Raw genomic sequence first — 21,153 nt, 5'->3', positions numbered from 1 at the left:
AATCATCAATCAAATCAATTTACCCGCGGGCTTTCGGATTATGAAAATGCGAAAGACAACGAGCAAAAATAGCGGCTAATCATAGCTCAGCACGACGCGTTTGAGAATGGCGGATTTACAGATGCCGATTCCGGCACGTCTGCCAGGCGCCAGTTCTCTGTGGCGAACTGAAGAATCGCCTCCACTGGCATGGCCTGCCAGTCTGGCGCAATACGCTGTCCGAGGAAGCGCAGCGCGTCAATGAGGACGGGACGCGGGTCGCCCTGCGGCAAAGCAGGCGCATGATTTTGTTTAGACAGTTTTGCGCCCTGCGCATTCAGCGCCAGCGGCAAATGAATATAGTCGGGCACTGTCCAGCCGAACAACTGGTAGAGCGAAATTTGTCGAACCGTTGGTTCGATGAGATCGGCGCCGCGCACGATTTCCGTGACGCCCTGGAAATGGTCGTCCACCACCACCGCCAGGTTATAGGCAAACAACCCATCCCGGCGATGAATAATAAAATCTTCCTGCGCCAGCCGTTCGTCGGCCTGAATATCACCGCGCAGGCGATCGTGAAAGCGGGTGACCGGATGACGTTGCCTGATGCGTACCGCTGCCTGATCCGGCCCGTTATGCTTGTCGCGGCAGTGGCCGTCATAAATACCGCCGATGCGTTGAATGCGCGCGCGGGGGCAGGTGCAGTAATAGCTCAACCCGTGATCGCGCAGCCAGGCGAGCGCCTCGCGATACGCCTCATGGCGACGGGATTGCCAGAGTATTTCGCCATCCCAGTGCAGACCGTAATGTTCCAGCTGGCGCAGAATGGTGTCAGCGGCACCGGGAACTTCACGAGGAGGATCGATATCTTCGATGCGTACGCGCCAGATGCCGTTTTGGGCTCGCGCCTGTAAATAACTGCCGAGCGCGGCAATCAGGGAGCCAAAATGCAGTGCGCCGGAAGGGGAAGGGGCGAAGCGGCCAATATAGTGTGAGTCAGTCATCGTTACGGACAAATGAAAAGGCGGGGAAGTCCCCGCCTGGTGTAAACGTGATCAAACGGTGGGGATTAACCCGCCATCTGTTTTTCGCGAATTTCAGCCAGCGTTTTGCAGTCGATGCAGAGATCGGCTGTCGGACGCGCTTCCAGGCGACGAATACCGATTTCCACACCGCAGGATTCGCAGTAGCCGAAATCTTCATCTTCAACCTTCTTCAGCGTTTTCTCGATCTTTTTGATCAGTTTGCGCTCACGGTCACGGTTACGCAGCTCAAGGCTGAACTCTTCTTCCTGCGCGGCACGGTCTACCGGGTCAGGGAAGTTGGCAGCTTCGTCCTGCATATGAGTAACGGTGCGATCGACTTCATCCCTAAGTTGATTACGCCATGCTTCAAGAATACGCCTGAAGTGCGACAGCTGGGCTTCGTTCATATACTCTTCGCCCGGTTTCTCCTGGTACGGCTCCACCCCAGCGATGGCGAGAATACTCAGGGACGATGTTTTACGGTTTTGCCCTTCTTGCATGTTGCTTCTCCTTAACACGCACTATCGATCCCCATGTTCGGGGGAAAAATCAGGTCGCTATAAATAGCAGATGCTTTTCCGGATAGCAATTAACTAAACGTAACACTTGACAACCCTGTGAGGAAAAGCGTATTTGCGCACGCGACCAGAATACTAAATAACCAAAATTTTACATCACTAAAAAGTAATGGGTAATGGCTCTTTAAGAGTCATACTCCCGGCAGAAAGTTCCGCTTTATAAACCAGAATTTCTACCCCCTTACGCTGTGCCTCAATCAATAGTTGCGCGTATTTCGCGTCAATATGGCGCGCAGGTGAAAACCGTGTAATGGCGGAATGCAGAACGGCGAAAAAAATCACGGCGCGTTTGCCTTCAGCCGCTACGCTCATCAATTCCCGAAGATGTTTCTGACCTCGTTCAGTGATGGCATCGGGAAAAAAACCGAAATCCTTTTCCGCCAGCGTTACCGATTTCACTTCAATATAGCAGTCAGGCCGGAAATCTGCCTGTAACATAAAATCGATGCGGCTTCGTTCGGCGCCGTATTTTACTTCGCTTTTCAGGGTACTGTATCCTGAAAGTTCTGAAACCCTGCCTTGTTCCAGAGCCTCTTTCGTCAGCCTGTTCGCCCATAATGTGTTAACACAAATAAGCGCGCCATTTTGGGTTTCAGTTAATTCCCAGGTATGCGGATATTTGCGTTTAGTATTTTCTGACGTCGAATACCAGACGGTGTCCCCGGGCTCTGCGCAACCGGTCATTGCGCCAGTATTTGGGCAGTGTAACGTGAGTTCGGTTCCGTCGGGTGTGATCACATCGGCTAAAAAACGTTTATAACGCTTAACCAGCGTGGCGCGCTGGAGGGGGGGAGAAAACTGCATCACGCGTGTCCTTAAATTATTCGCTGAGCGTCCAGCGCTGCAACGGCGTGTATCGGGTTCGTCCCCGGGTGAACGAGGAGGCGTAAAGCGTAAACTCAGTTACCGGAAACGACCAACAAAAACCGGGCGCGGGAATGGCGACCGCATGGCTGGCGTTGCGCAGCAAAGTTACGTGCGGATGAAACGGCTGCGGGCTTTGGTAGCAGCCGCTGCGCGCGGCCTGGGCGCGCAGCATATTGGCCAGTTGCAGTAAACCCCGCGGCGACTGGCGCGTGCCGAGCCAGACCACCCGGGAGCGCAGCCATTGCCCCGCATCGTCCAGCGTCAGCGTGAAAGCAGGCTGGCGAATGCGTCCGGCCAGCGTAGCTAACGCCTGTTGTTTGTCGGCGCTAACGTCGCCTAAAAACGCCAGCGTTAAGTGCAGGTTGTCGGCCGCTACGGGTCGCCCCGCCTCGGGTGCGAAGTGCGCCGCGCGCCAGTGAACAATTTGCGCGCGCGCGTCGGCGGGCAGCTCAATGGCAAAGAACAGCCGTTTCGGCTCAGACATCTTCGGTACTCGGTTATGAATTAACGCGATGCTACAATGCAGCGCGAAGAATGTTAACCCTCTGGAGTCATTTGTGACGTCATTGCCTGTTGCCGCCGTACTGCCTGAACTGCTTGCCGCACTGGATTCTGCGCCGCAGGTTCTGCTGAGCGCGCCGACCGGCGCCGGTAAATCCACCTGGCTGCCGCTGCAGTTTCTTTCCCATCAACGCATTAACGGGCGGATTATCCTGCTTGAGCCGCGTCGTCTGGCGGCGCGTAACGTGGCGCAGCGGCTGGCGGAGCTGTTGAACGAAAAGCCCGGCGAAACGGTGGGATACCGGATGCGCGCGCAATCCTGCGTGGGGCCAACCACGCGGCTGGAGGTGGTCACCGAAGGGGTGCTGACGCGAATGATACAGCGCGACCCGGAGCTAAGCGGCGTCAGCCTGGTGATCCTTGATGAATTCCACGAGCGCAGTCTGCAGGCGGATCTGGCTCTGGCGCTGTTGCTTGATGTGCAGCAGGGGCTGCGCGACGACCTGAAGCTGCTGATCATGTCCGCCACGCTGGATAACGATCGCCTGCGGCAGCGTCTGCCGGAGGCGCCGGTGGTGGTGTCCGAAGGGCGCGCTTACCCCGTTGAGCGCCGCTATCAACCCCTGGCGGCGCAACTGCGTTTTGATGAGGCCGTTGCCGTCGCCACCGCCGAACTGCTGCGCCAGGAACCGGGAGCGCTGCTGTTGTTTTTACCCGGCGTCGGCGAGATCCAGCGCGTACAGGAACATCTGAGCGCGCGTGTCGGCAGCGATGTTCTTCTCTGTCCGCTGTATGGCGCGCTGTCGCTGAATGCCCAGCGTACGGCGATCCTGCCTGCGCCGCCGGGAATGCGTAAAGTGGTGCTGGCGACCAATATCGCCGAAACCAGTCTGACCATCGAAGGCATTCGACTGGTGGTCGATTGCGCCCAGGAGCGTGTCGCCAGATTTGACGCGCGTACCGGGCTGACCCGGCTGATTACGCAGCGCGTCAGTCAGGCGTCAATGACCCAGCGTGCCGGTCGCGCCGGACGTCTGGCGCCGGGCATTTGCCTGCATTTGATCGCCAAAGAACAGGCGGAACGCGCCGCTGCGCAAGGGGATCCCGAAATCCTGCATAGCGATCTCTCCGGCCTGCTGATGGAGCTGTTGCAATGGGGATGCAGCGATCCCGCACAGTTAACCTGGCTGGATCTGCCGCCCGCGATACACTTACAGGCGGCGAAACGGCTGTTACAGATGCTGGGCGCGTTGGATGGCGAACGCCTGAGCGCAAGAGGGCAAAAGATGGCGGCGTTGGGCAACGACCCGCGGCTGGCTGCTATGTTGGTGAGCGCTTCCGATCCCGACGCCGCCGCGACCGCCGCCCAGCTTGCGGCGATCCTCGAAGAGCCGCCGCGCGGGGGAAATACCGATCTTGGCGTAGCGTTTTCACGCCATCAGCCCGCCTGGCAGCAGCGCAGCCAGCAACTGTTGAAACGCCTGAATAGCCGCAGCGGCGTCGCGGACGTCTCGCGGATCGCGCCATTGCTGGCGTACGCCTTTGCCGATCGCGTGGCGCGACGGCGCGGTCTGGACGGACGTTATCAACTGGCAAACGGCATGGGCGCAGTGCTGGACGCCGATGATGCGCTGGGACGTCATGAATGGCTGATCGCCCCGCTCTTGCTGCAGGGCAGTGCGTCGCCGGACGCGCGGATCCTGCTGGCATTGCCGCTGGACATCGACGCGCTTGTCCGGCAATGTCCGGAACTGTTGCAGCAGTCGGACACAATTGAATGGGATGAGGCGCAGGGGACGCTCAAAGCGTGGCGCAGGATGCGCATCGGACAACTGACGGTGAAAGTGCAGCCGTTGGCGAAACCCTCGGAAGACGAGCTGCATCTGGCGATGCTGAACGGGATCCGCGACAGGGGGCTGGATGTGCTCAACTGGACGCCGGAAGCGGTGCAGTTGCGTCTGCGTTTGCAGTGTGCGGCGAAGTGGCTGCCGGAATATGACTGGCCTGCGGTGGACGATCAGACGCTACTGGCGAATCTTGAGCGCTGGTTGCTGCCGCATATGGCCGGTGTGCATTCGTTAAAAAATCTGAAATCGCTGAATATTCATCAGGCTTTGCTGGGACTGCTCGACTATCCTCTGCAGCAACGTCTGGTGAGTTCGCTGCCCACACATTACACTGTGCCGACAGGAAGTCGGATAGCCATTCGTTATCATGAGGATAACCCGCCCGCGTTGGCGGTCCGAATGCAGGAAATGTTTGGCGAGGCCAGTACGCCGACCATCGCCGAAGGGCGCGTGCCGTTGGTACTAGAACTCTTATCGCCCGCCCAGCGGCCCTTACAGATTACGCGTGATTTAAGCGCGTTCTGGCAGGGGGCGTACCGCGAGGTACAAAAAGAGATGAAAGGACGCTACCCCAAACATGTCTGGCCTGACGACCCGGCGAATACCGCGCCCACGCGGCGTACCAAAAAGTATTCATAATGGGACGAATGTCCTCTGTAAGCCGGTAAGCAAAGCGTTATCTGGCAAAACAGCGAGCGATAAATTGAGAGATTTCTTCTTCTGTCGGGTGACAGAAGAACTGAAAATCGGGCCTTTGCGCCTGAACGTTGCGGAGAAAAAACATGGCCGGGAATGACCGCGAGCCGATTGGACGCAAAGGGAAACCCTCGCGTCCGGTGAAACAAAAGGTGAGCCGTCGCCAACTCAGAGATGATGAGTACGACGACGATTATGATGATGACTATGAGGATGAAGAACCGATGCCGCGTAAAGGTAAGGGCAAAGGGCGTAAGCCTCGTGGTAAGCGCGGCTGGTTGTGGCTGCTGCTGAAAATAGCGATTGTTTTTCTGGTGCTGTTCGCCATTTACGGCGTTTATCTGGATCAAAAAATCCGCAGTCGTATTGATGGCAAAGTCTGGCAATTGCCCGCGGCCGTTTATGGCCGGATGGTGAATCTCGAGCCGGAAATGCCGGTCAGCAAGAACGAAATGGTGCGACTGCTGGAAGCGACGCAGTATCGCCAGGTGACGAAGATGACGCGTCCCGGCGAGTTTACCGTGCAGGCCAACAGCATTGAAATGATCCGCCGTCCGTTTGATTTCCCGGACAGCAAAGAGGGGCAGGTGCGCGCGCGCTTGACCTTTGATGGCGGCCATCTGAATACGATCGTGAACATGGATAATAACCGCCAGTTCGGGTTTTTCCGTCTCGATCCGCGTCTGATCACCATGCTCTCTTCGCCAAACGGCGAGCAGCGTCTGTTTGTGCCGCGCAGCGGCTTCCCGGATCTGCTGGTGGATACGCTCCTGGCGACCGAAGACCGTCACTTTTACGAGCATGACGGCGTCAGTCTGTACTCTATTGGCCGCGCGGTTCTGGCGAACCTGACCGCCGGACGGACGGTGCAGGGGGCAAGTACTCTGACGCAACAGTTAGTGAAAAACCTGTTCCTGACCAGCGAGCGTTCGTACTGGCGTAAGGCCAACGAAGCCTATATGGCGCTGCTGATGGACGCCCGCTACAGCAAAGACCGCATCCTTGAGCTGTATATGAACGAGGTGTATCTCGGACAGAGCGGCGATAACGAAATCCGCGGCTTCCCGCTGGCGAGTCTGTACTACTTTGGCCGCCCGGTGGAAGAGTTAAGCCTTGATCAGCAGGCGTTGCTGGTCGGAATGGTGAAAGGGGCGTCCATTTATAACCCTTGGCGTAACCCGACGCTGGCGCTGGAGCGTCGCAACCTTGTGCTGCGCCTGCTGCAACAGCAGCAGATCATCGATCAGGAACTGTACGATATGCTGAGCGCGCGTCCGCTGGGCGTGCAGCCGCGTGGTGGGGTGATCTCGCCGCAGCCGGCATTCATGCAGATGGTGCGTCAGGAACTGCAGGCGAAGCTCGGCGATAAGGTGAAAGATCTCTCCGGCGTGAAGATTTTCACCACCTTCGATTCCGTGGCGCAGGATGCCGCCGAGAAAGCGGCGGTGGAAGGCATTCCGCTACTGAAAAAGCAGCGTAAGCTGAGCGATCTCGAAACCGCGATCGTGGTGGTGGACCGCTTCAGCGGCGAAGTGCGCGCGATGGTCGGCGGCGCCGAACCGCAGTTTGCGGGCTATAACCGTGCGATGCAGGCGCGCCGTTCGATTGGTTCTCTGGCAAAACCGGCTACTTATCTGACCGCCCTGAGCCAGCCAAAGATTTATCGCCTGAATACGTGGATTGCGGATGCGCCGATTGCGCTGCGTCAGCCAAACGGCCAGGTCTGGTCGCCGCAGAACGATGACCGTCGCTATAGCGAAAGCGGAAAAGTAATGCTGGTCGATGCCCTGACGCGTTCGATGAACGTGCCGACGGTGAATCTGGGGATGGCGCTGGGCCTGCCTGCGGTGACTGACACTTGGGCAAAACTGGGCGTGCCAAAAGATCAATTGCATCCGGTTCCGGCCATGCTGTTGGGGGCGCTTAACCTGACGCCTGTCGAAGTGGCGCAAGCGTTCCAGACAATCGCCAGCGGCGGTAACCGTGCGCCGCTCTCCGCGTTGCGTTCGGTGATTGCGGAAGATGGCACCGTGCTGTATCAAAGCTTCCCGCAGGCGGAGCGCGCCGTTCCGGCGCAAGCGGCGTACATGACGCTGTGGACGATGCAGCAGGTTGTCCAGCGCGGTACCGGTCGCCAGCTTGGCGCGAAGTATCCGGGTCTGCATCTGGCGGGCAAAACCGGGACCACCAATAACAACGTGGACACTTGGTTTGCCGGGATCGACGGTAGTCAGGTGACGATTACCTGGGTCGGCCGTGATAACAACCAGCCGACGAAGCTCTATGGCGCGAGCGGGGCGATGTCGATTTACCAGCGCTATCTGGCGAATCAGACGCCGACGCCGCTGATCTTAACGCCGCCGGAAGATATCGTTGATATGGGCGTGGACTATGACGGCAACTTTGTTTGCAGCGGCGGGATGCGTACATTGCCGGTGTGGACAACCGATCCTGACGCGCTTTGCCAGCAGGGTGAAATGCTGCAACAGCAGCAACCGTCAGGTAACCCGTTCGATCAATCTTCTCAGCCGCAGCCGCAGCCGCAACAGCAGCAGGCGCCACAGGAAGAGAAGAAAGACAGCGACGGCGTGGCTGGTTGGATCAAAGATATGTTTGGCGGTAACTAACGCGACGCTGTGCCCGTTGATGTCATGAGAAAAAGCCAGAATAACATCTGGCTTTTTCTTTTATAAAAGCAAACGGCGTCAATGGTTAGCTAATGTCAAATATAATATTAGTTATATTCATTTCATGAATTTTAATTTAACTTAATTTCGTTTTAAATAAAAATCAGGTTTTTTATTTTCTAGATAATACAGGCGCTTGCGTATAATCTTGTCGTTTTCCTCATTCCGTAGGGTGTTCATTCCCGCGGTTTAATATAATAATATTTTTAGGAGAGGTTTTCAGGCAAAGGATATGTGCTGTTTTCAATATTGAAACTGTAAATGTAAATATTGAAGGCGTAATGGAGTTCTCCGTAACGTCCGCCTTATCTGTTATTTTCTCCAGTATTTATTCATTTTATCAATTATTGAGCATAAGTAAGGAATGCTATATGTGCAAAAAATCAGTGTTATCACTGCTGGCAATCAGTTTAACCGCGGCGCTCTCTGCACCAGCCATGGCTGTTGATACAGGAACGATAACGTTTAGCGGCAAAATCCTTAATGATAGTTGTGTCGTTAATATCAATGGGACGGCAACTAACGGAACGGTGACATTTAATGATTTGTCCGCGACTGCTTTTGGCGCCGATAAAAAGGTGGGCGACACGCAAAAAGTCGAAATCGCCCTGACGGAATGTGATGCTTCTGTCGGCAAACTGAACGTTAAATTCGAAGGCACCCGCATCGACGGTTATTCCGATGAAGTATTAACAACTACTGGTAAAGCTAAAAACTTAGGGGTTCGCTTGTTGCCTGAGGGAAGCAGTAGTTATGTGAAATTTGATGGTTCAGAACCCGACACATCACTGGATAAGGCCAATAGCGCGAACGTTGCTTTTAACTATACCGCTGAAGTCATTCAGGTAGGAAGCACAGCGCCAACGGTGGGTGATTACTCTGCTGAAACAACCTATACCTTGCTCTATCGTTAAGGATAGTTTTGCTGGCCCAGGGCGGGCCAGTTTTTTCAACGGACTGAAAAAGAGTATGAATAACTTTCGCTATATATACGCTTTTATTTTCTTCATGTTATCGCATTCCGCAATGGCAGGTATCGTGTTGGGCGGAACGCGCATTATCTACCCCGCTAAGCAGGCGGAAGTCCAGATAGCGTTAAAAAATAAAGATACCGATAAACGTTATCTCGTACAAAGTTGGGTGAGCAACCTCGACGATAGCAAAGCGCCCTTTGTTATTACGCCCCCTATTTATAAGATTGATGAAAACCGACAAACCCTACTGCATATTGTTTATACGGGACATGAAAACGCGCTGCCTCAGGATCGCGAGTCCATTTTTATGACAAATGTGAAGTCTGTTTCTGCGATCCCGGAAAATATGCGCGATAAAAATATGCTGCAATTTGCCATAAAGACGAAACTGAAGCTTTTTTATCGCCCTGCGGGGTTAAGCGATAGCGATGCAAGAGATGCCTGGAAATCCTTAGAGTTTAAGCGAACCGGTAATCGTATGGCTGTTAAAAATCCTTCTCCCTTTTTCATCACCTTCGGACAGCTAACCGTGGGTGGGCGTGACGCTAAACCGGTAGGAAATTCAAATATGCCAAGTGCGCTCAGCATGATGTTGGCCCCCTTTAGCGAGCAATCTTTCGAGATACCTGCGGGCGCAAAAGGGGACGTTGCGTGGTCTGCAATGAATGACTTTGGATCTGAAACGGAAGTGCAAAAGCGGCCTTTATGATTTTTTTCGGGAACCTTGTATTTAGAGAGCGTCATAATGGCTATATATCGCAAACTTCGGGCATTTACGTTAAATACATACACATTATCGATACTGGCGTTAAATTTCCCTGTTCTTGCAGAAGATTATTTTAATCTCAGCGTGCTTGAAACGGATACGCCGCTCGAGAATACAGGCGCGCTGGAAGCCTATCTGAAAAATAATGGTTTATCGCCAGGCCAATATTTGACAACGATAGTGTGGGACCAACAGCGCCTCGACGCTCGCAATCTTAATTACACGCTTTCCAAAGATAAAAAGAAACTGCTTCCGGAGTTGACCAAAGGTGAACTCCGGGAATTGGGCGTCAAGGTAGACACGCTTTCCAGCTTTAATCACCTGGACGATGACGCGCTTGTCGATGATATCAGTCAATATATTCCTGACGCGAGTTATGACTTTAATCAGGATACACATGTGTTGCAGTTGCGCATTCCGCAAATTTACCGGGATCTTCTCCTGGCAGGGGACAGCAACCCGAGAACCTGGGATGACGGAATGCCCGCTGTGTGGACGAGCTATTATTTTTCCGGCTCTCGTCAGCATTCAAATAGCACGACCAATATCTCTAACTGGGCAAGTTTGAACTCGGGTATCAATCTTGGCGCATGGCGCTTGCGGAACAGCAGTAACTGGGGTGACGAAGAGGGATGGCAGTCGCTTAGTACTACGCTGGAACGCGATATCAAGTGGCTAAGAAGCCAGCTTGAGGTAGGGCAAACGTACACAAATGGCGAGCTGTTTGACAGCGTACAGATGACTGGCGTGAAGCTGGAAACGGACACAAGTATGCTGCCAGGCAGTTTGCAAGGATTTGCCCCCGTGGTTCGCGGCATTGCGAATAGCGACGCAAAAGTGACGGTTAAGCAAAACGGGTACACCATTTATCAGACCAATGTCTCCCCCGGGCCGTTTGAAATTCACGACCTTTCGCAAGTGACGGCTGGCGCGGACCTGGAGGTGACTGTACAGGAATCGGATGGTACGGAACGCAGTTTCATCCAGGTGAGTTCGTCGGTTCCCGTCATGTTACGAGACGGCGCGGTGAAATACAGCGTTGCCGCCGGGAAGTACCGTGATGTCGATAACGGTGAAGAGCCCGGTTTTGGTCAGGCAACGCTGATCTACGGGTTACCGTATGGCATCACCGTTTACGGTGGAGGACTTGGCGCGTCGATGTACCATGCGGCTCTGCTTGGTGTCGGCGCCGATCTCCAGGGATACGGCTCCTTCTCTCTTGATTTTACTACGGCGAAAACCGCGTTTAATCACGATCGCAATGACGCGAAAGGGCAATCCTGGCGCGCCCAGTACGCCAAAGATTTTCCCGTAACCGACACCACGTTAACCCTGGCCAGCTATCGCTATTCCACATCGGGTTTTTACACGTTTCAGGAAGCGCTTGATCAGCGTAACGAAGACTACGATGAAGATGATATTTACAGCTATCGCAGTACCAATAATCGCCGTAGCCGCTTGCAGTTAAATCTCTCTCAGTCGCTCAACGATTGGGGATCGATTTACGCCAATGCTTACCAGCAAGACTACTGGGATATGGACGGGCATGAACGTAGCATCAGTATGGGCTACAGCAGCAGTTGGGAGGGGATCAATTGGTCACTGAACTACAGCCTGACGAAGACGCCCTCATCGGATAACGATCAGCAAGTGTCATTGAGCTTTACCGTTCCGCTGTCGCGCTGGATGGCTAATTCCTGGGCGACATACAATCTGAGCAGCACCCGGCACGGTGAAACCTCTCATCAGGTGGGCGTCAGTGGAACCTTATTACAAGACAATAACTTAAGTTATAACGTGCAGCAAACCTATGCTAACCATGATAAAGGTTATGGCGCCTATTTATCCTCTCGCTATCGCGCCTCCTATGGCGAGTTCAACACCAGCTATAGCTATCAAAAAGAGACGAAACAGTGGAGCTATGGCGTACAAGGCTCCGTGGTGGCCCATCCTCATGGCATCACGCTCGGACAGTCGCTGCAGGATGCGTTTGCAGTCGTTCATATTGATCATGGCGACAATGTGAAAGTGCAGAATTCTCAGGGGATCTATACCGATTTTTGGGGAAATGCGATTGTCCCTACGCTGACCAACTATCGACGAAATACCGTAACGGTAAACACGCTTGGCCACGATGACATTGATATTCAGGATGCTTCGGTTGATGTCACGCCGACAAAAGGCGCAGCGGTGGCGGCGGATTTCACTGCGCGTAAAGGAAAACGCGCGCTGCTCACGCTCAACCTGGGTCAGGGGAAAGTGCCTTTCGGCGCGGTGCTGAGTCTGGAGGGGACGACAGCCCTTGTCGGTGACGACGGCGAAGCGTACGTCACGGGCTTAAACGGGACACAGCGGTTTACCGTTCAGTGGGGAAAAACGCCGGATACGCAATGTGAAGGTAGCGTCACTGTGCCGGAAACCCTGGAGGCCAGAATCTATACGGCGTCCGTCGCATGCCTACAGAGCAGGTAAAAAGATGAACAGAATACGCGAGAGGATTTTACGGGGTCTTGCCATTGCACTGCTGGTGCTTACTGGCAATGGCCTGAGTTTTTACGCCACGGCAAGCTGTGTCATTACTAAAGGGGGACCTGATGCAGCGCAGGTTACCTTTACCTTGCCGCCACTGGTCGTCAGTAAAGATGCTGCTGTCGGTCAAATTCTTTATTCGGAGGAACTGACCAGTGCGCAAATAACGGTTGCCTGCGATGCTAACGGTAATATTCATCAAGGATATACCGGCGGACTTAGTGACGCCGATCTGGTTACAACAAGTTCCCTCGAGGGGGTTTACGCAACGGGCATTCCAGGAATTGGCTTTCGCGCTGCATGGGCTAATTTCGCAAATGAAACGTTAGGCCCTGAAAACCTGATCACTCCCTGGCACATAGGAACCGACACAGTAAAAAAAATAGATGCTGCCTATCCCATTACCCTCCATGCAGCCGTTCAGCTCGTGGTTACCGGGCCTGTTTCATCGGGTGTGCTTGACACCAGTAAACTGATCGCAGACTGGAAATACGACGATAAAGTCATCGGTCAGTTACGCTTTAATTCAACCACAATCGATATTAAATCCAACACCTGCCAACTGATGGAAAACAATATCACGGTACCGTTAGCCACGATCACGGCGCACGACTTTACGAACAATCTCTCGAAAGTGGTTTCTGACGACAGTTTTAAAATTCAGCTTGAGCGGTGTGATGCGGGCATTAAGGTTGATTATCGCTTCACAACGTCAGGCTCAACGGGCGTACAGGATGGGGATGTGCTTTCTATTGCGACAGGCGAAAATGCGGCTGAAGGCATTGGCATCCAGATTCTTGACAGCAATGATACGGTGCTTCAGTTTGATCAGGACTACACCGCAACAGGTAACACGGTTCAGGACCAGTCAGTGACCATTCCGCTTAAAGCCCGATATATCAAAACCGGTACGATAAAGGGCGGACAGGTCGATGCTGTAGCGACCTTTGAAGTTTATTATCGGTAAACCTCGGTTTTTGTTCTCTCTGAGCCCTGAGCATTTTGTTAACCTCAGGGCGCTTGTTTTAACCCTTTCTTTTCATCTGGATAATTCTTAACCCCTTAGTTTTGCCAGGGACGCGTATTGCTTGCTATCTCGCCAGCGTTTCGAATATTATTCTGCCGTCATAATAATAATTCTCGTTTACGTTATCATTCACTTTCCATCAGAGATATACCAATGGCGCGTTATAAAACTGCTCAGCCAACATACTCTCTGCGTAAAATCGCAGTTGTAGTAGCCACAGCGGTTAGCGGCATGTCTGTCTATGCACAGGCGGCGGTTCAACCGAAAGAAGAAACCATTACTGTAACTGCTGCGCCTGCTCCGCAGGAAAGCGCCTGGGGTCCGGCGGCGACCATCGCGGCGCGACAGTCTGCCACGGCGACCAAAACCGATACCCCGATCCAGAAAGTACCGCAGTCCATTTCAGTGGTCACTGCGGAAGAGATGGCGCTGCATCAGCCTAAATCAGTGAAAGAGGCGCTGAGCTATACGCCCGGCGTTGCTGTCGGCACTCGCGGCGCGTCCAATACCTATGATTATCTGATCATCCGCGGTTTCGCTGCTGACGGCCAAAGCCAGAATAACTATCTGAACGGTCTGAAGATGCAGGGTAACTTCTATAACGACGCGGTGATCGACCCTTACATGCTGGAACGCGCAGAAGTGATGCGCGGTCCTGTTTCCGTCCTGTACGGTAAGAGCAACCCGGGCGGCCTGCTGAATATGGTCAGTAAGCGTCCCACCACCGAACCGCTGAAAGAAGTGCAGTTTAAAATGGGCACCGACAGCCTGTTCCAGACCGGCTTCGACTTCAGCGACGCGCTGGATGATGACGGCGTTTACTCTTACCGTTTAACCGGTCTGGCGCGCTCGGCGAATGCCCAGCAGCAGGGCGCGGAAGAACAACGTTACGCCATCGCGCCGTCATTCAGCTGGCGTCCGGATGATAAAACCAACCTCACCTTCCTCTCGTATTTCCAGAACGAGCCGGAAACCGGTTATTACGGCTGGTTGCCGAAAGAGGGGACGGTATCCACGCTGCCGAACGGTAAGCGTCTGCCGACCGACTTCAACGAAGGGGCGAACAACAACACCTATTCCCGTAACGAGAAGATGGTGGGCTACAGCTTCGACCACGAATTCAACGATACCTTTACCGTGCGTCAGAACCTGCGTTACGCGCAGAACAAAGTTGAGCAGAACAGCGTCTACGGTTACGGCATGTGCTCGGATCCGCTCTATTCAAGCAACCCGACTTCCAGCCCGTGCGCCAGCGTTCCTCAGTCGCAATGGGGCCACACCCTGACCCGTCAGTATGTTATCGACAATGAGAAGCTGGAGAACTTTGCGGTGGATACCCAACTGCAGAGTCAGTTTACCACCGCCTCTGTCGATCACACGCTGCTGACCGGCGTTGACTTTATGCGTATGCGTAACGATATCGATTCCTGGTTTGGCTATGCCGGTTCCGTAACGCCATCTGATATCTATAACCTTGACCGCGGTGACTTCGACTTCGGTGCGCATCCTGGCCCGTCAGGCGCCTACCGCGTGCTGAACAAACAGAAGCAGACCGGCCTGTACGTGCAGGATCAGATGCAGTGGGATAAAGTGCTGGTGACCCTCGGCGGTCGCTATGACTGGGCGAAGCAGGACTCCCTGAACCGTGAAACAGGCGTCCAGGACTCGCGTGATGATAACCAGTTCACCTGGCGCGGCGGCGTTAACTACCTGTTTGATAACGGCGTAACCCCATACTTCAGCTACAGCGAGTCATTTGAACCGGCTTCACAGGTTGGACAAAATGGCAACATCTTCGCGCCGTCAAAAGGTAAGCAGTACGAAGCGGGCGTGAAGTATGTGCCGAACGATCGTCCGATCGTTATCACCGGCGCCGTTTACCAGTTGACCAAAACCAACAACCTGATGGCTGACCCGAACGGTTCATTCTTCTCGGTTGAAGGCGGTGAAATTCGCTCGCGTGGCGTGGAAATTGAAGCGAAAGCAGCGCTGTCGGCCAGCGTTAACGTGGTAGGCTCTTATACTTATACTGATGCGGAATATACCACCGACACCAACTACAAAGGCAACACCCCGGCACAGGTGCCAAAACACATGGCTTCCCTATGGGGCGACTACACGGTCTTTGACGGCCCGCTCTCCGGCCTGACGCTGGGCACTGGCGTTCGCTATACCAGCTCCAGCTACGGCGATCCGGCGAACTCCTTTAAAGTCGGCAGCTATACCCTGGTGGATGCGCTGGTCCGTTACGACCTGGCACGCGTGGGCATGGCGGGGTCGAATGTCGCCCTGCATGTGAACAACCTGTTTGATCGCGAATATGTCGCCAGCTGCTTTAACACTTATGGCTGCTTCTGGGGCGCGGAACGTCAGGTCGTTGCAACTGCAACCTTCCGTTTCTAATTTCTCTTTTGGGCACGCTTTGCGTGCCCGTTTTACAAGTTGGCCGCTATGCAGGAACACACCCCTCTTCCCGATACCACTTTTGCACTGCGTGATGTCGCCTTTCGCGTTCCCGGGCGCACGCTTCTGCATCCTCTGTCGTTAACCTTCCCGGTGGGGAAAGTGACGGGGCTGATCGGTCACAACGGCTCCGGTAAATCCACCTTGCTGAAAATGCTGGGTCGCCATCAGCCGCCGTCCGAAGGGGAGATCCTCCTTGACGATCAGCCGTTGGACAGCTGGAGCAGCAAAGCTTTCGCCCGAAAGGTGGCTTATCTGCCACAGCAGTTGCCGCAGGCGGAGGGCATGACCGTCCGCGAACTGGTGGCGATTGGGCGTTATCCGTGGCACGGGGCGTTGGGGCGTTTTGGCGTAGCGGACAGAGAAAAAGTGGAGGAAGCCATTACGCTGGTGGGCTTAAAACCGCTGGCGCATCGTCTGGTGGACAGCCTCTCCGGCGGCGAACGTCAGCGCGCGTGGATTGCGATGCTGGTGGCGCAGGACAGCCGCTGCCTGCTGCTCGATGAGCCGACTTCGGCGCTGGATATTGCCCATCAGGTGGATGTGCTGGCGCTGGTGCACCGCTTAAGTCAGCAGCGTGGTCTGACGGTCATTGCCGTGTTGCATGATATCAACATGGCCGCGCGCTATTGCGACTACCTGGTTGCGCTACGCGGCGGTGAAATGATAGCCCAGGGCACACCTGCCGGACTGATGCGCAGCGAGACGCTGGAGCAAATATACGGTATCCCGATGGGTATTCTGCCGCATCCGACCGGTGCTGCTCCCGTGAGTTTTGTTTATTAATGAACGGATTACACCAATTAACGCGTCGTCGTTTATTAACGGCGATGGCGCTCTCTCCGCTCATCTGGCAGATGAGCCAGGCGCGTGCGGCATCTGTTGATCCGCATCGCATTGTGGCGCTGGAATGGCTGCCGGTCGAGCTACTGCTGGCGCTCGGTATCACGCCATATGGCGTTGCAGATATTCCTAACTACCGGCTATGGGTGAACGAGCCGCCGCTCCCGGCGTCGGTCATCGATATTGGTTTGCGTACCGAACCTAATCTCGAACTGCTGACCGAAATGAAGCCTTCGTACATGTTCTGGTCGACAGGTTATGGTCCGTCCCCGGAGAAGCTGGCGCGCATCGCGCCCGGGCGCGGCTTTAACTTTAGCGACGGCAATAAGCCCCTGGCGGTGGCCCGTAAGTCGCTGAATGAGATGGCGCAACTGCTGAATCTGGACGCGGCGGCAGCCCGGCATCTCAGTGAATTCGATCGGTTTATCGAAAGTAAAAAGCCGCGCTTCGTTCAACGAGGCACGCGTCCGTTGCTGCTGATTACCCTGCTCGATGCCCGTCATATGCTGGTCTTTGGTCCGAACTGTTTGTTCCAGGAGGTGCTGGATGAGTACGGGATCCGCAACGCCTGGCAGGGGGAAACCAACTTCTGGGGCAGCACGGCGGTGGGGATCGATCGCCTTGCCGCGTACAAAGATGCCGATGTGCTCTGTTTTGATCATGGCAACAATAAAGAGATGGCTACGCTGATGCGTACGCCGCTATGGCGGGCGATGCCGTTCGTACGCGAAGGGCGCTTCCAGCGCGTGCCGGCAGTGTGGTTTTATGGCGCAACGTTATCGACAATGCACTTTGTACGCATTCTCGATAACGCGCTGGGAGGCAAAGCGTGAGTAAACGTATCGCGTTCTTCCCGGCTTTTTTGCTGGTTCTGCTGTGTGTTATCGCGACGGGCTTAACCTGGGGAAACCTTTCCCTCGCGCTGCCGCGTAGCCAGTGGCAGCAGGCGTTGTGGGCGCCGGATATCAACGTTATCGAACAGATGATGTTTCACTACAGCCTGCTGCCGCGGCTGGTGATTTCTCTGCTGGTAGGGGCCGGACTGGGTCTGGTGGGCGTATTGTTCCAGCAGGTGCTGCGTAACCCCCTGGCGGAACCGACCACGCTCGGCGTGGCGACGGGCGCTCAGTTGGGGATTACGGTAACGACGCTATGGGCGATTCCGGGAGCGATGGCGGCGCAGTTTGCCGCGCTTACCGGGGCGTGTATCGTTGGCGCGCTGGTGTTTGGCGTCGCGTGGGGCAAGCGCCTTTCACCCGTCACGCTGATCCTCGCGGGTCTGGTGGTAAGCCTCTACTGCGGGGCGATTAACCAGCTGTTAGTGTTATTCCATCACGATCAATTGCAAAGCATGTTCCTCTGGAGCACCGGTACGTTGACACAAACTGACTGGAGCGGCGTGCAGCGCCTTTGGCCGCAACTGCTCGGTGGCGTGATGCTTACGCTGTTGCTGCTGCGTCCGCTGACGCTGATGGGGCTGGATGACGGCGTGGCGCGTAATCTGGGCCTGGCGCTGTCGCTGGCGCGTCTGGCGGCTCTGACGCTGGCGATAGTGCTTAGCGCGTTGTTGGTCAACGCGGTCGGGATCATCGGCTTTATTGGCCTGTTTGCGCCGCTGCTGGCGAAAATGCTCGGCGCGCGACGCCTGCTGCCGCGCCTGATTCTCGCGCCGCTGATCGGCGCGCTGATCCTCTGGCTTTCCGATCAGGTGATTATCTGGCTGAGCCGCGTGTGGATGGAGGTCTCTACCGGTTCGGTGACGGCGTTGATTGGCGCGCCGCTGCTGCTGTGGCTGCTGCCGCGTTTACGCAGTATGAGCGCGCCGGATATGAACGTCAGCAATCGCGTGGCCGCAGAGCGCCAGCACGTGGCGGGTTACGCGCTGGCGGGCCTGGTCATTTTGTTGCTTGGCGCGTATGTGGCGCTTTCGCTGGGTCGCGACGCCCATGGCTGGAGTTGGGCGAGCGGGGCGCTGCTGGATGAACTGATGTCGTGGCGCTGGCCGCGTATTCTGGCGGCGCTTATCGCCGGCGTCATGCTGGCGGTGGCGGGGTGTATTATCCAGCGTCTGACCGGTAACCCAATGGCGAGTCCGGAAGTGCTTGGGATCAGCTCCGGTGCGGCGTTTGGCGTCGTCCTGATGCTGTTTCTGGTGCCAGGCAACGCGTTTGGCTGGCTGCTGCCCGCCGGGAGTCTCGGCGCAGCGGGGACGCTGTTGATCATTATGATTGCCGCCGGGCGCGGGGGTTTTTCACCTCACCGGATGCTGCTGGCGGGGATGGCGCTCAGCACGGCGTTTACGATGCTGCTGATGATGCTACAGGCCAGCGGCGATCCGCGCATGGCGGAAGTGCTGACCTGGATTTCAGGGTCAACCTATAACGCGTCGGAAGAGCAGGTGCTGCGAACTGGCGTGGTGATGGTGATTCTGCTGGCGATCGCGCCGCTGTGCCGTCGCTGGTTGACGATTTTACCCTTGGGTGGCGATACCGCGCGGGCGGTGGGGATGGCGCTGACGCCGTCGCGTATTGCGCTGCTGCTGCTGGCGGCATGCCTGACGGCCACGGCGACGATGACCATCGGCCCGTTAAGTTTTGTCGGGCTGATGGCGCCGCATATCGCGCGAATGCTGGGCTTTCGCCGCACCCTGCCGCATATGGTGATGTCGGCCCTGGCGGGGGGATTACTGCTGGTGTTTGCTGACTGGTGCGGCAGAATGCTGATGTTCCCGTATCAGATCCCGGCCGGAATACTGTCCACCTTTATTGGCGCGCCATACTTTATTTATCTGCTGCGTAAGCAGAGTCGATAAGACGGCAGTCTGCGTTGTCGGCCAGATAAAACGTCTGGCGTCGCCTTCAGACAATAAAAAGGCCGGGTAGCGGTTTCGCTTCACCCGGCCTGCGATGGATAACCTTCTCGTTATTACAGCTTTGCAAACACCCGACGCGCGGCGTCGATAGTGTTGTTGATGTCGTCCATGCTGTGTGCGATCGACATAAAGCCCGCCTCAAACGCCGACGGCGCCAGGTACACGCCTTCTTCCAGCATCAGGTGGAAGAAACGCTTAAAGCGTTCTACGTCGCATGCCATCACGTCCTGATAGCAGGTGACCGTTTTCGCATCGGTAAAGAATAGGCCGAACATGCCGCCGACATGGTTTACTACCAGTGGAATACCCGTTTCCTGTGCGGCTGCCAGCAGACCTTCGGCGAGACGGGTCGTCAGTTCGCCCAGCGTGTCATGGACCCCCGGCTGGGCCACTTCGTTCAGACAGGCAAACCCTGCCGCCATCGCAATTGGGTTTCCGGACAGCGTCCCTGCCTGATACACCGGACCGGTTGGCGCCAGCGCATCCATCACTTCGCGACGGCCGCCGAAGGCGCCCACTGGCATACCGCCGCCAATGATTTTGCCCAGACAGGTCAGATCCGGCGTTACGCCGTAATAGTCCTGCGCGCCCGCCAGCGCGACGCGGAAGCCGGTCATGACTTCATCAATGATCAGCAATGCGCCAAATTCATCGCACAGGGCGCGCAGACCCGGCAGGAAGTCCGGCAGCGGCGGGATGCAGTTCATGTTGCCCGCGACCGGCTCAACGATGATGCAGGCGATCTCCTGCGGGAACTGCTCAAACGCGGCGCGGACGGAATCCAGATCGTTATAGGTGCAGGTTAGCGTGTGTTTGGCGAAATCCGCCGGCACGCCTGGCGAGTTTGGCTGACCCAGCGTCAGCGCGCCGGAGCCGGCTTTCACCAGCAGACAGTCGGCGTGGCCGTGGTAGCAGCCTTCGAATTTAATGATTTTATCGCGCCCGGTAAAACCGCGCGCCAGACGAATGGCGCTCATGGTCGCTTCGGTACCGGAGTTTACCATGCGCACCATGTCCATCGTCGGCACCAGCTCCGTCACCAGCGCCGCCATTTTCACTTCCATTTCGGTTGGCGCGCCGAAGCTTAAACCACGCCCGGCGGCTTCGATCACCGCATTACGGATGGCCGGGTGGTTGTGCCCCAGTACCATCGGTCCCCAGGAGCCGACGTAATCGATATAGGCTTTACCATCGACATCGTACAGATACGCGCCGTCAGCTTTTTCGATAAACAGCGGAGTGCCACCCACGCCAGTAAAGGCGCGAACAGGAGAGTTAACGCCGCCGGGGATGAGCTCACGCGCCGCGCTATAGAGGTTTTCAGACTTACTCATGGATGGATTCCTGGTTCGTAGAAAAAGTGAATGCCCGCTATTCTAATTATTCAGAGAAGGTTATGAAAGTTTTGCGCATTTGAAACATCACGATTTGCAGGGGATTTTCCGGCGAGAGGCGAGTACAATGCCGCCTCTGCATTTGTATTACCAATTAATGATCAT

General features: G+C 55.6%; 15 protein-coding genes. 10 read left to right on the top strand and 5 right to left on the bottom strand.

Going from position 1 to position 21,153, the window contains the following annotated elements; translation table 11 throughout:
• Window positions 1–86 precede the first annotated feature (86 nt).
• The 4 genes from gluQRS to thpR all read right to left on the bottom strand — a co-directional run bounded on the left by gluQRS (window position 87) and on the right by thpR (window position 2,933).
• Window positions 87–983, bottom strand: a complete 897-nt coding sequence (gene gluQRS, locus CSE01S_RS14650; protein ID WP_042289934.1) for a tRNA glutamyl-Q(34) synthetase GluQRS — start codon at window positions 981–983, stop codon at window positions 87–89.
• A 65-nt stretch (window positions 984–1,048) separates the two neighbouring features.
• The gene (dksA, locus tag CSE01S_RS14645) at window positions 1,049–1,504 is read right to left on the bottom strand and encodes an RNA polymerase-binding protein DksA (protein ID WP_003829221.1); all 456 of its coding nucleotides are present in this window, start codon (window positions 1,502–1,504) and stop codon (window positions 1,049–1,051) included.
• Window positions 1,505–1,681: 177 nt separating this feature from the next.
• A complete protein-coding gene (sfsA, locus tag CSE01S_RS14640; RefSeq protein WP_042289932.1) occupies window positions 1,682–2,386 on the bottom strand; it encodes a DNA/RNA nuclease SfsA in 705 nt (234 codons plus the stop codon).
• A 16-nt stretch (window positions 2,387–2,402) separates the two neighbouring features.
• Complete coding sequence (gene thpR, locus CSE01S_RS14635) at window positions 2,403–2,933, bottom strand: RNA 2',3'-cyclic phosphodiesterase (RefSeq protein ID WP_042289930.1); 531 nt, start codon at window positions 2,931–2,933, stop codon at window positions 2,403–2,405.
• A gap of 73 nt (window positions 2,934–3,006) precedes the next feature.
• On the opposite strand from thpR, the gene hrpB reads away from it, so the two are divergent.
• From hrpB to fhuB, 10 genes are all read left to right on the top strand, one after another.
• Complete coding sequence (gene hrpB, locus CSE01S_RS14630; RefSeq protein ID WP_042289928.1) at window positions 3,007–5,436, top strand: ATP-dependent helicase HrpB; 2,430 nt, start codon at window positions 3,007–3,009, stop codon at window positions 5,434–5,436.
• A gap of 143 nt (window positions 5,437–5,579) precedes the next feature.
• On the top strand, window positions 5,580–8,120 hold the full coding sequence (gene mrcB / locus CSE01S_RS14625) for a bifunctional glycosyl transferase/transpeptidase (protein ID WP_042289926.1): 2,541 nt from the start codon (window positions 5,580–5,582) through the stop codon (window positions 8,118–8,120).
• A gap of 431 nt (window positions 8,121–8,551) precedes the next feature.
• Complete coding sequence (locus CSE01S_RS14620; RefSeq protein ID WP_042289923.1) at window positions 8,552–9,094, top strand: fimbrial protein; 543 nt, start codon at window positions 8,552–8,554, stop codon at window positions 9,092–9,094.
• Window positions 9,095–9,149: 55 nt separating this feature from the next.
• Window positions 9,150–9,863, top strand: a complete 714-nt coding sequence (locus CSE01S_RS14615; protein ID WP_167333864.1) for a fimbrial biogenesis chaperone — start codon at window positions 9,150–9,152, stop codon at window positions 9,861–9,863.
• A gap of 36 nt (window positions 9,864–9,899) precedes the next feature.
• Window positions 9,900–12,392, top strand: coding sequence for a fimbria/pilus outer membrane usher protein (locus CSE01S_RS14610; protein WP_042289921.1), 2,493 nt, complete (start codon window positions 9,900–9,902; stop codon window positions 12,390–12,392).
• Between the two features lie 4 nt (window positions 12,393–12,396).
• Window positions 12,397–13,416, top strand: a complete 1,020-nt coding sequence (locus CSE01S_RS14605) for a fimbrial protein (RefSeq protein WP_042289920.1) — start codon at window positions 12,397–12,399, stop codon at window positions 13,414–13,416.
• 213 nt (window positions 13,417–13,629) lie between these two features.
• Window positions 13,630–15,879 carry a ferrichrome porin FhuA gene (gene fhuA, locus CSE01S_RS14600; RefSeq protein ID WP_042289919.1) on the top strand — a complete coding sequence of 750 codons (2,250 nt, stop codon included), beginning with the start codon at window positions 13,630–13,632 and terminating at the stop codon, window positions 15,877–15,879.
• Between the two features lie 48 nt (window positions 15,880–15,927).
• Window positions 15,928–16,725: a Fe3+-hydroxamate ABC transporter ATP-binding protein FhuC gene (fhuC, locus tag CSE01S_RS14595; RefSeq protein WP_042289917.1), complete on the top strand. Its 798-nt coding sequence runs from the start codon at window positions 15,928–15,930 to the stop codon at window positions 16,723–16,725.
• Window positions 16,725–17,615 (top strand): Fe(3+)-hydroxamate ABC transporter substrate-binding protein FhuD, encoded by an 891-nt coding sequence (fhuD, locus tag CSE01S_RS14590; RefSeq protein WP_042289916.1) that lies wholly within the window; start codon window positions 16,725–16,727, stop codon window positions 17,613–17,615. The genes fhuC and fhuD overlap by 1 nt, the downstream gene beginning before the upstream one ends.
• On the top strand, window positions 17,612–19,594 hold the full coding sequence (gene fhuB, locus CSE01S_RS14585) for a Fe(3+)-hydroxamate ABC transporter permease FhuB (protein ID WP_042289913.1): 1,983 nt from the start codon (window positions 17,612–17,614) through the stop codon (window positions 19,592–19,594). Before fhuD ends, fhuB begins: the two co-directional genes overlap by 4 nt.
• 113 nt (window positions 19,595–19,707) lie before the next feature.
• Here the strand turns inward: fhuB and hemL are convergent, their stop codons facing one another.
• A complete protein-coding gene (gene hemL, locus CSE01S_RS14580) occupies window positions 19,708–20,988 on the bottom strand; it encodes a glutamate-1-semialdehyde 2,1-aminomutase (RefSeq protein ID WP_042289910.1) in 1,281 nt (426 codons plus the stop codon).
• Between the last annotated feature and the right edge of the window lie 165 nt (window positions 20,989–21,153).

The organism is Citrobacter sedlakii NBRC 105722, from assembly GCF_000759835.1.
GTDB classification, from domain to species: domain Bacteria; phylum Pseudomonadota; class Gammaproteobacteria; order Enterobacterales; family Enterobacteriaceae; genus Citrobacter_A; species Citrobacter_A sedlakii.
Note: the sequence above shows the minus strand (reverse complement) of the source record. Positions and strands in the feature narration are given on the sequence as shown.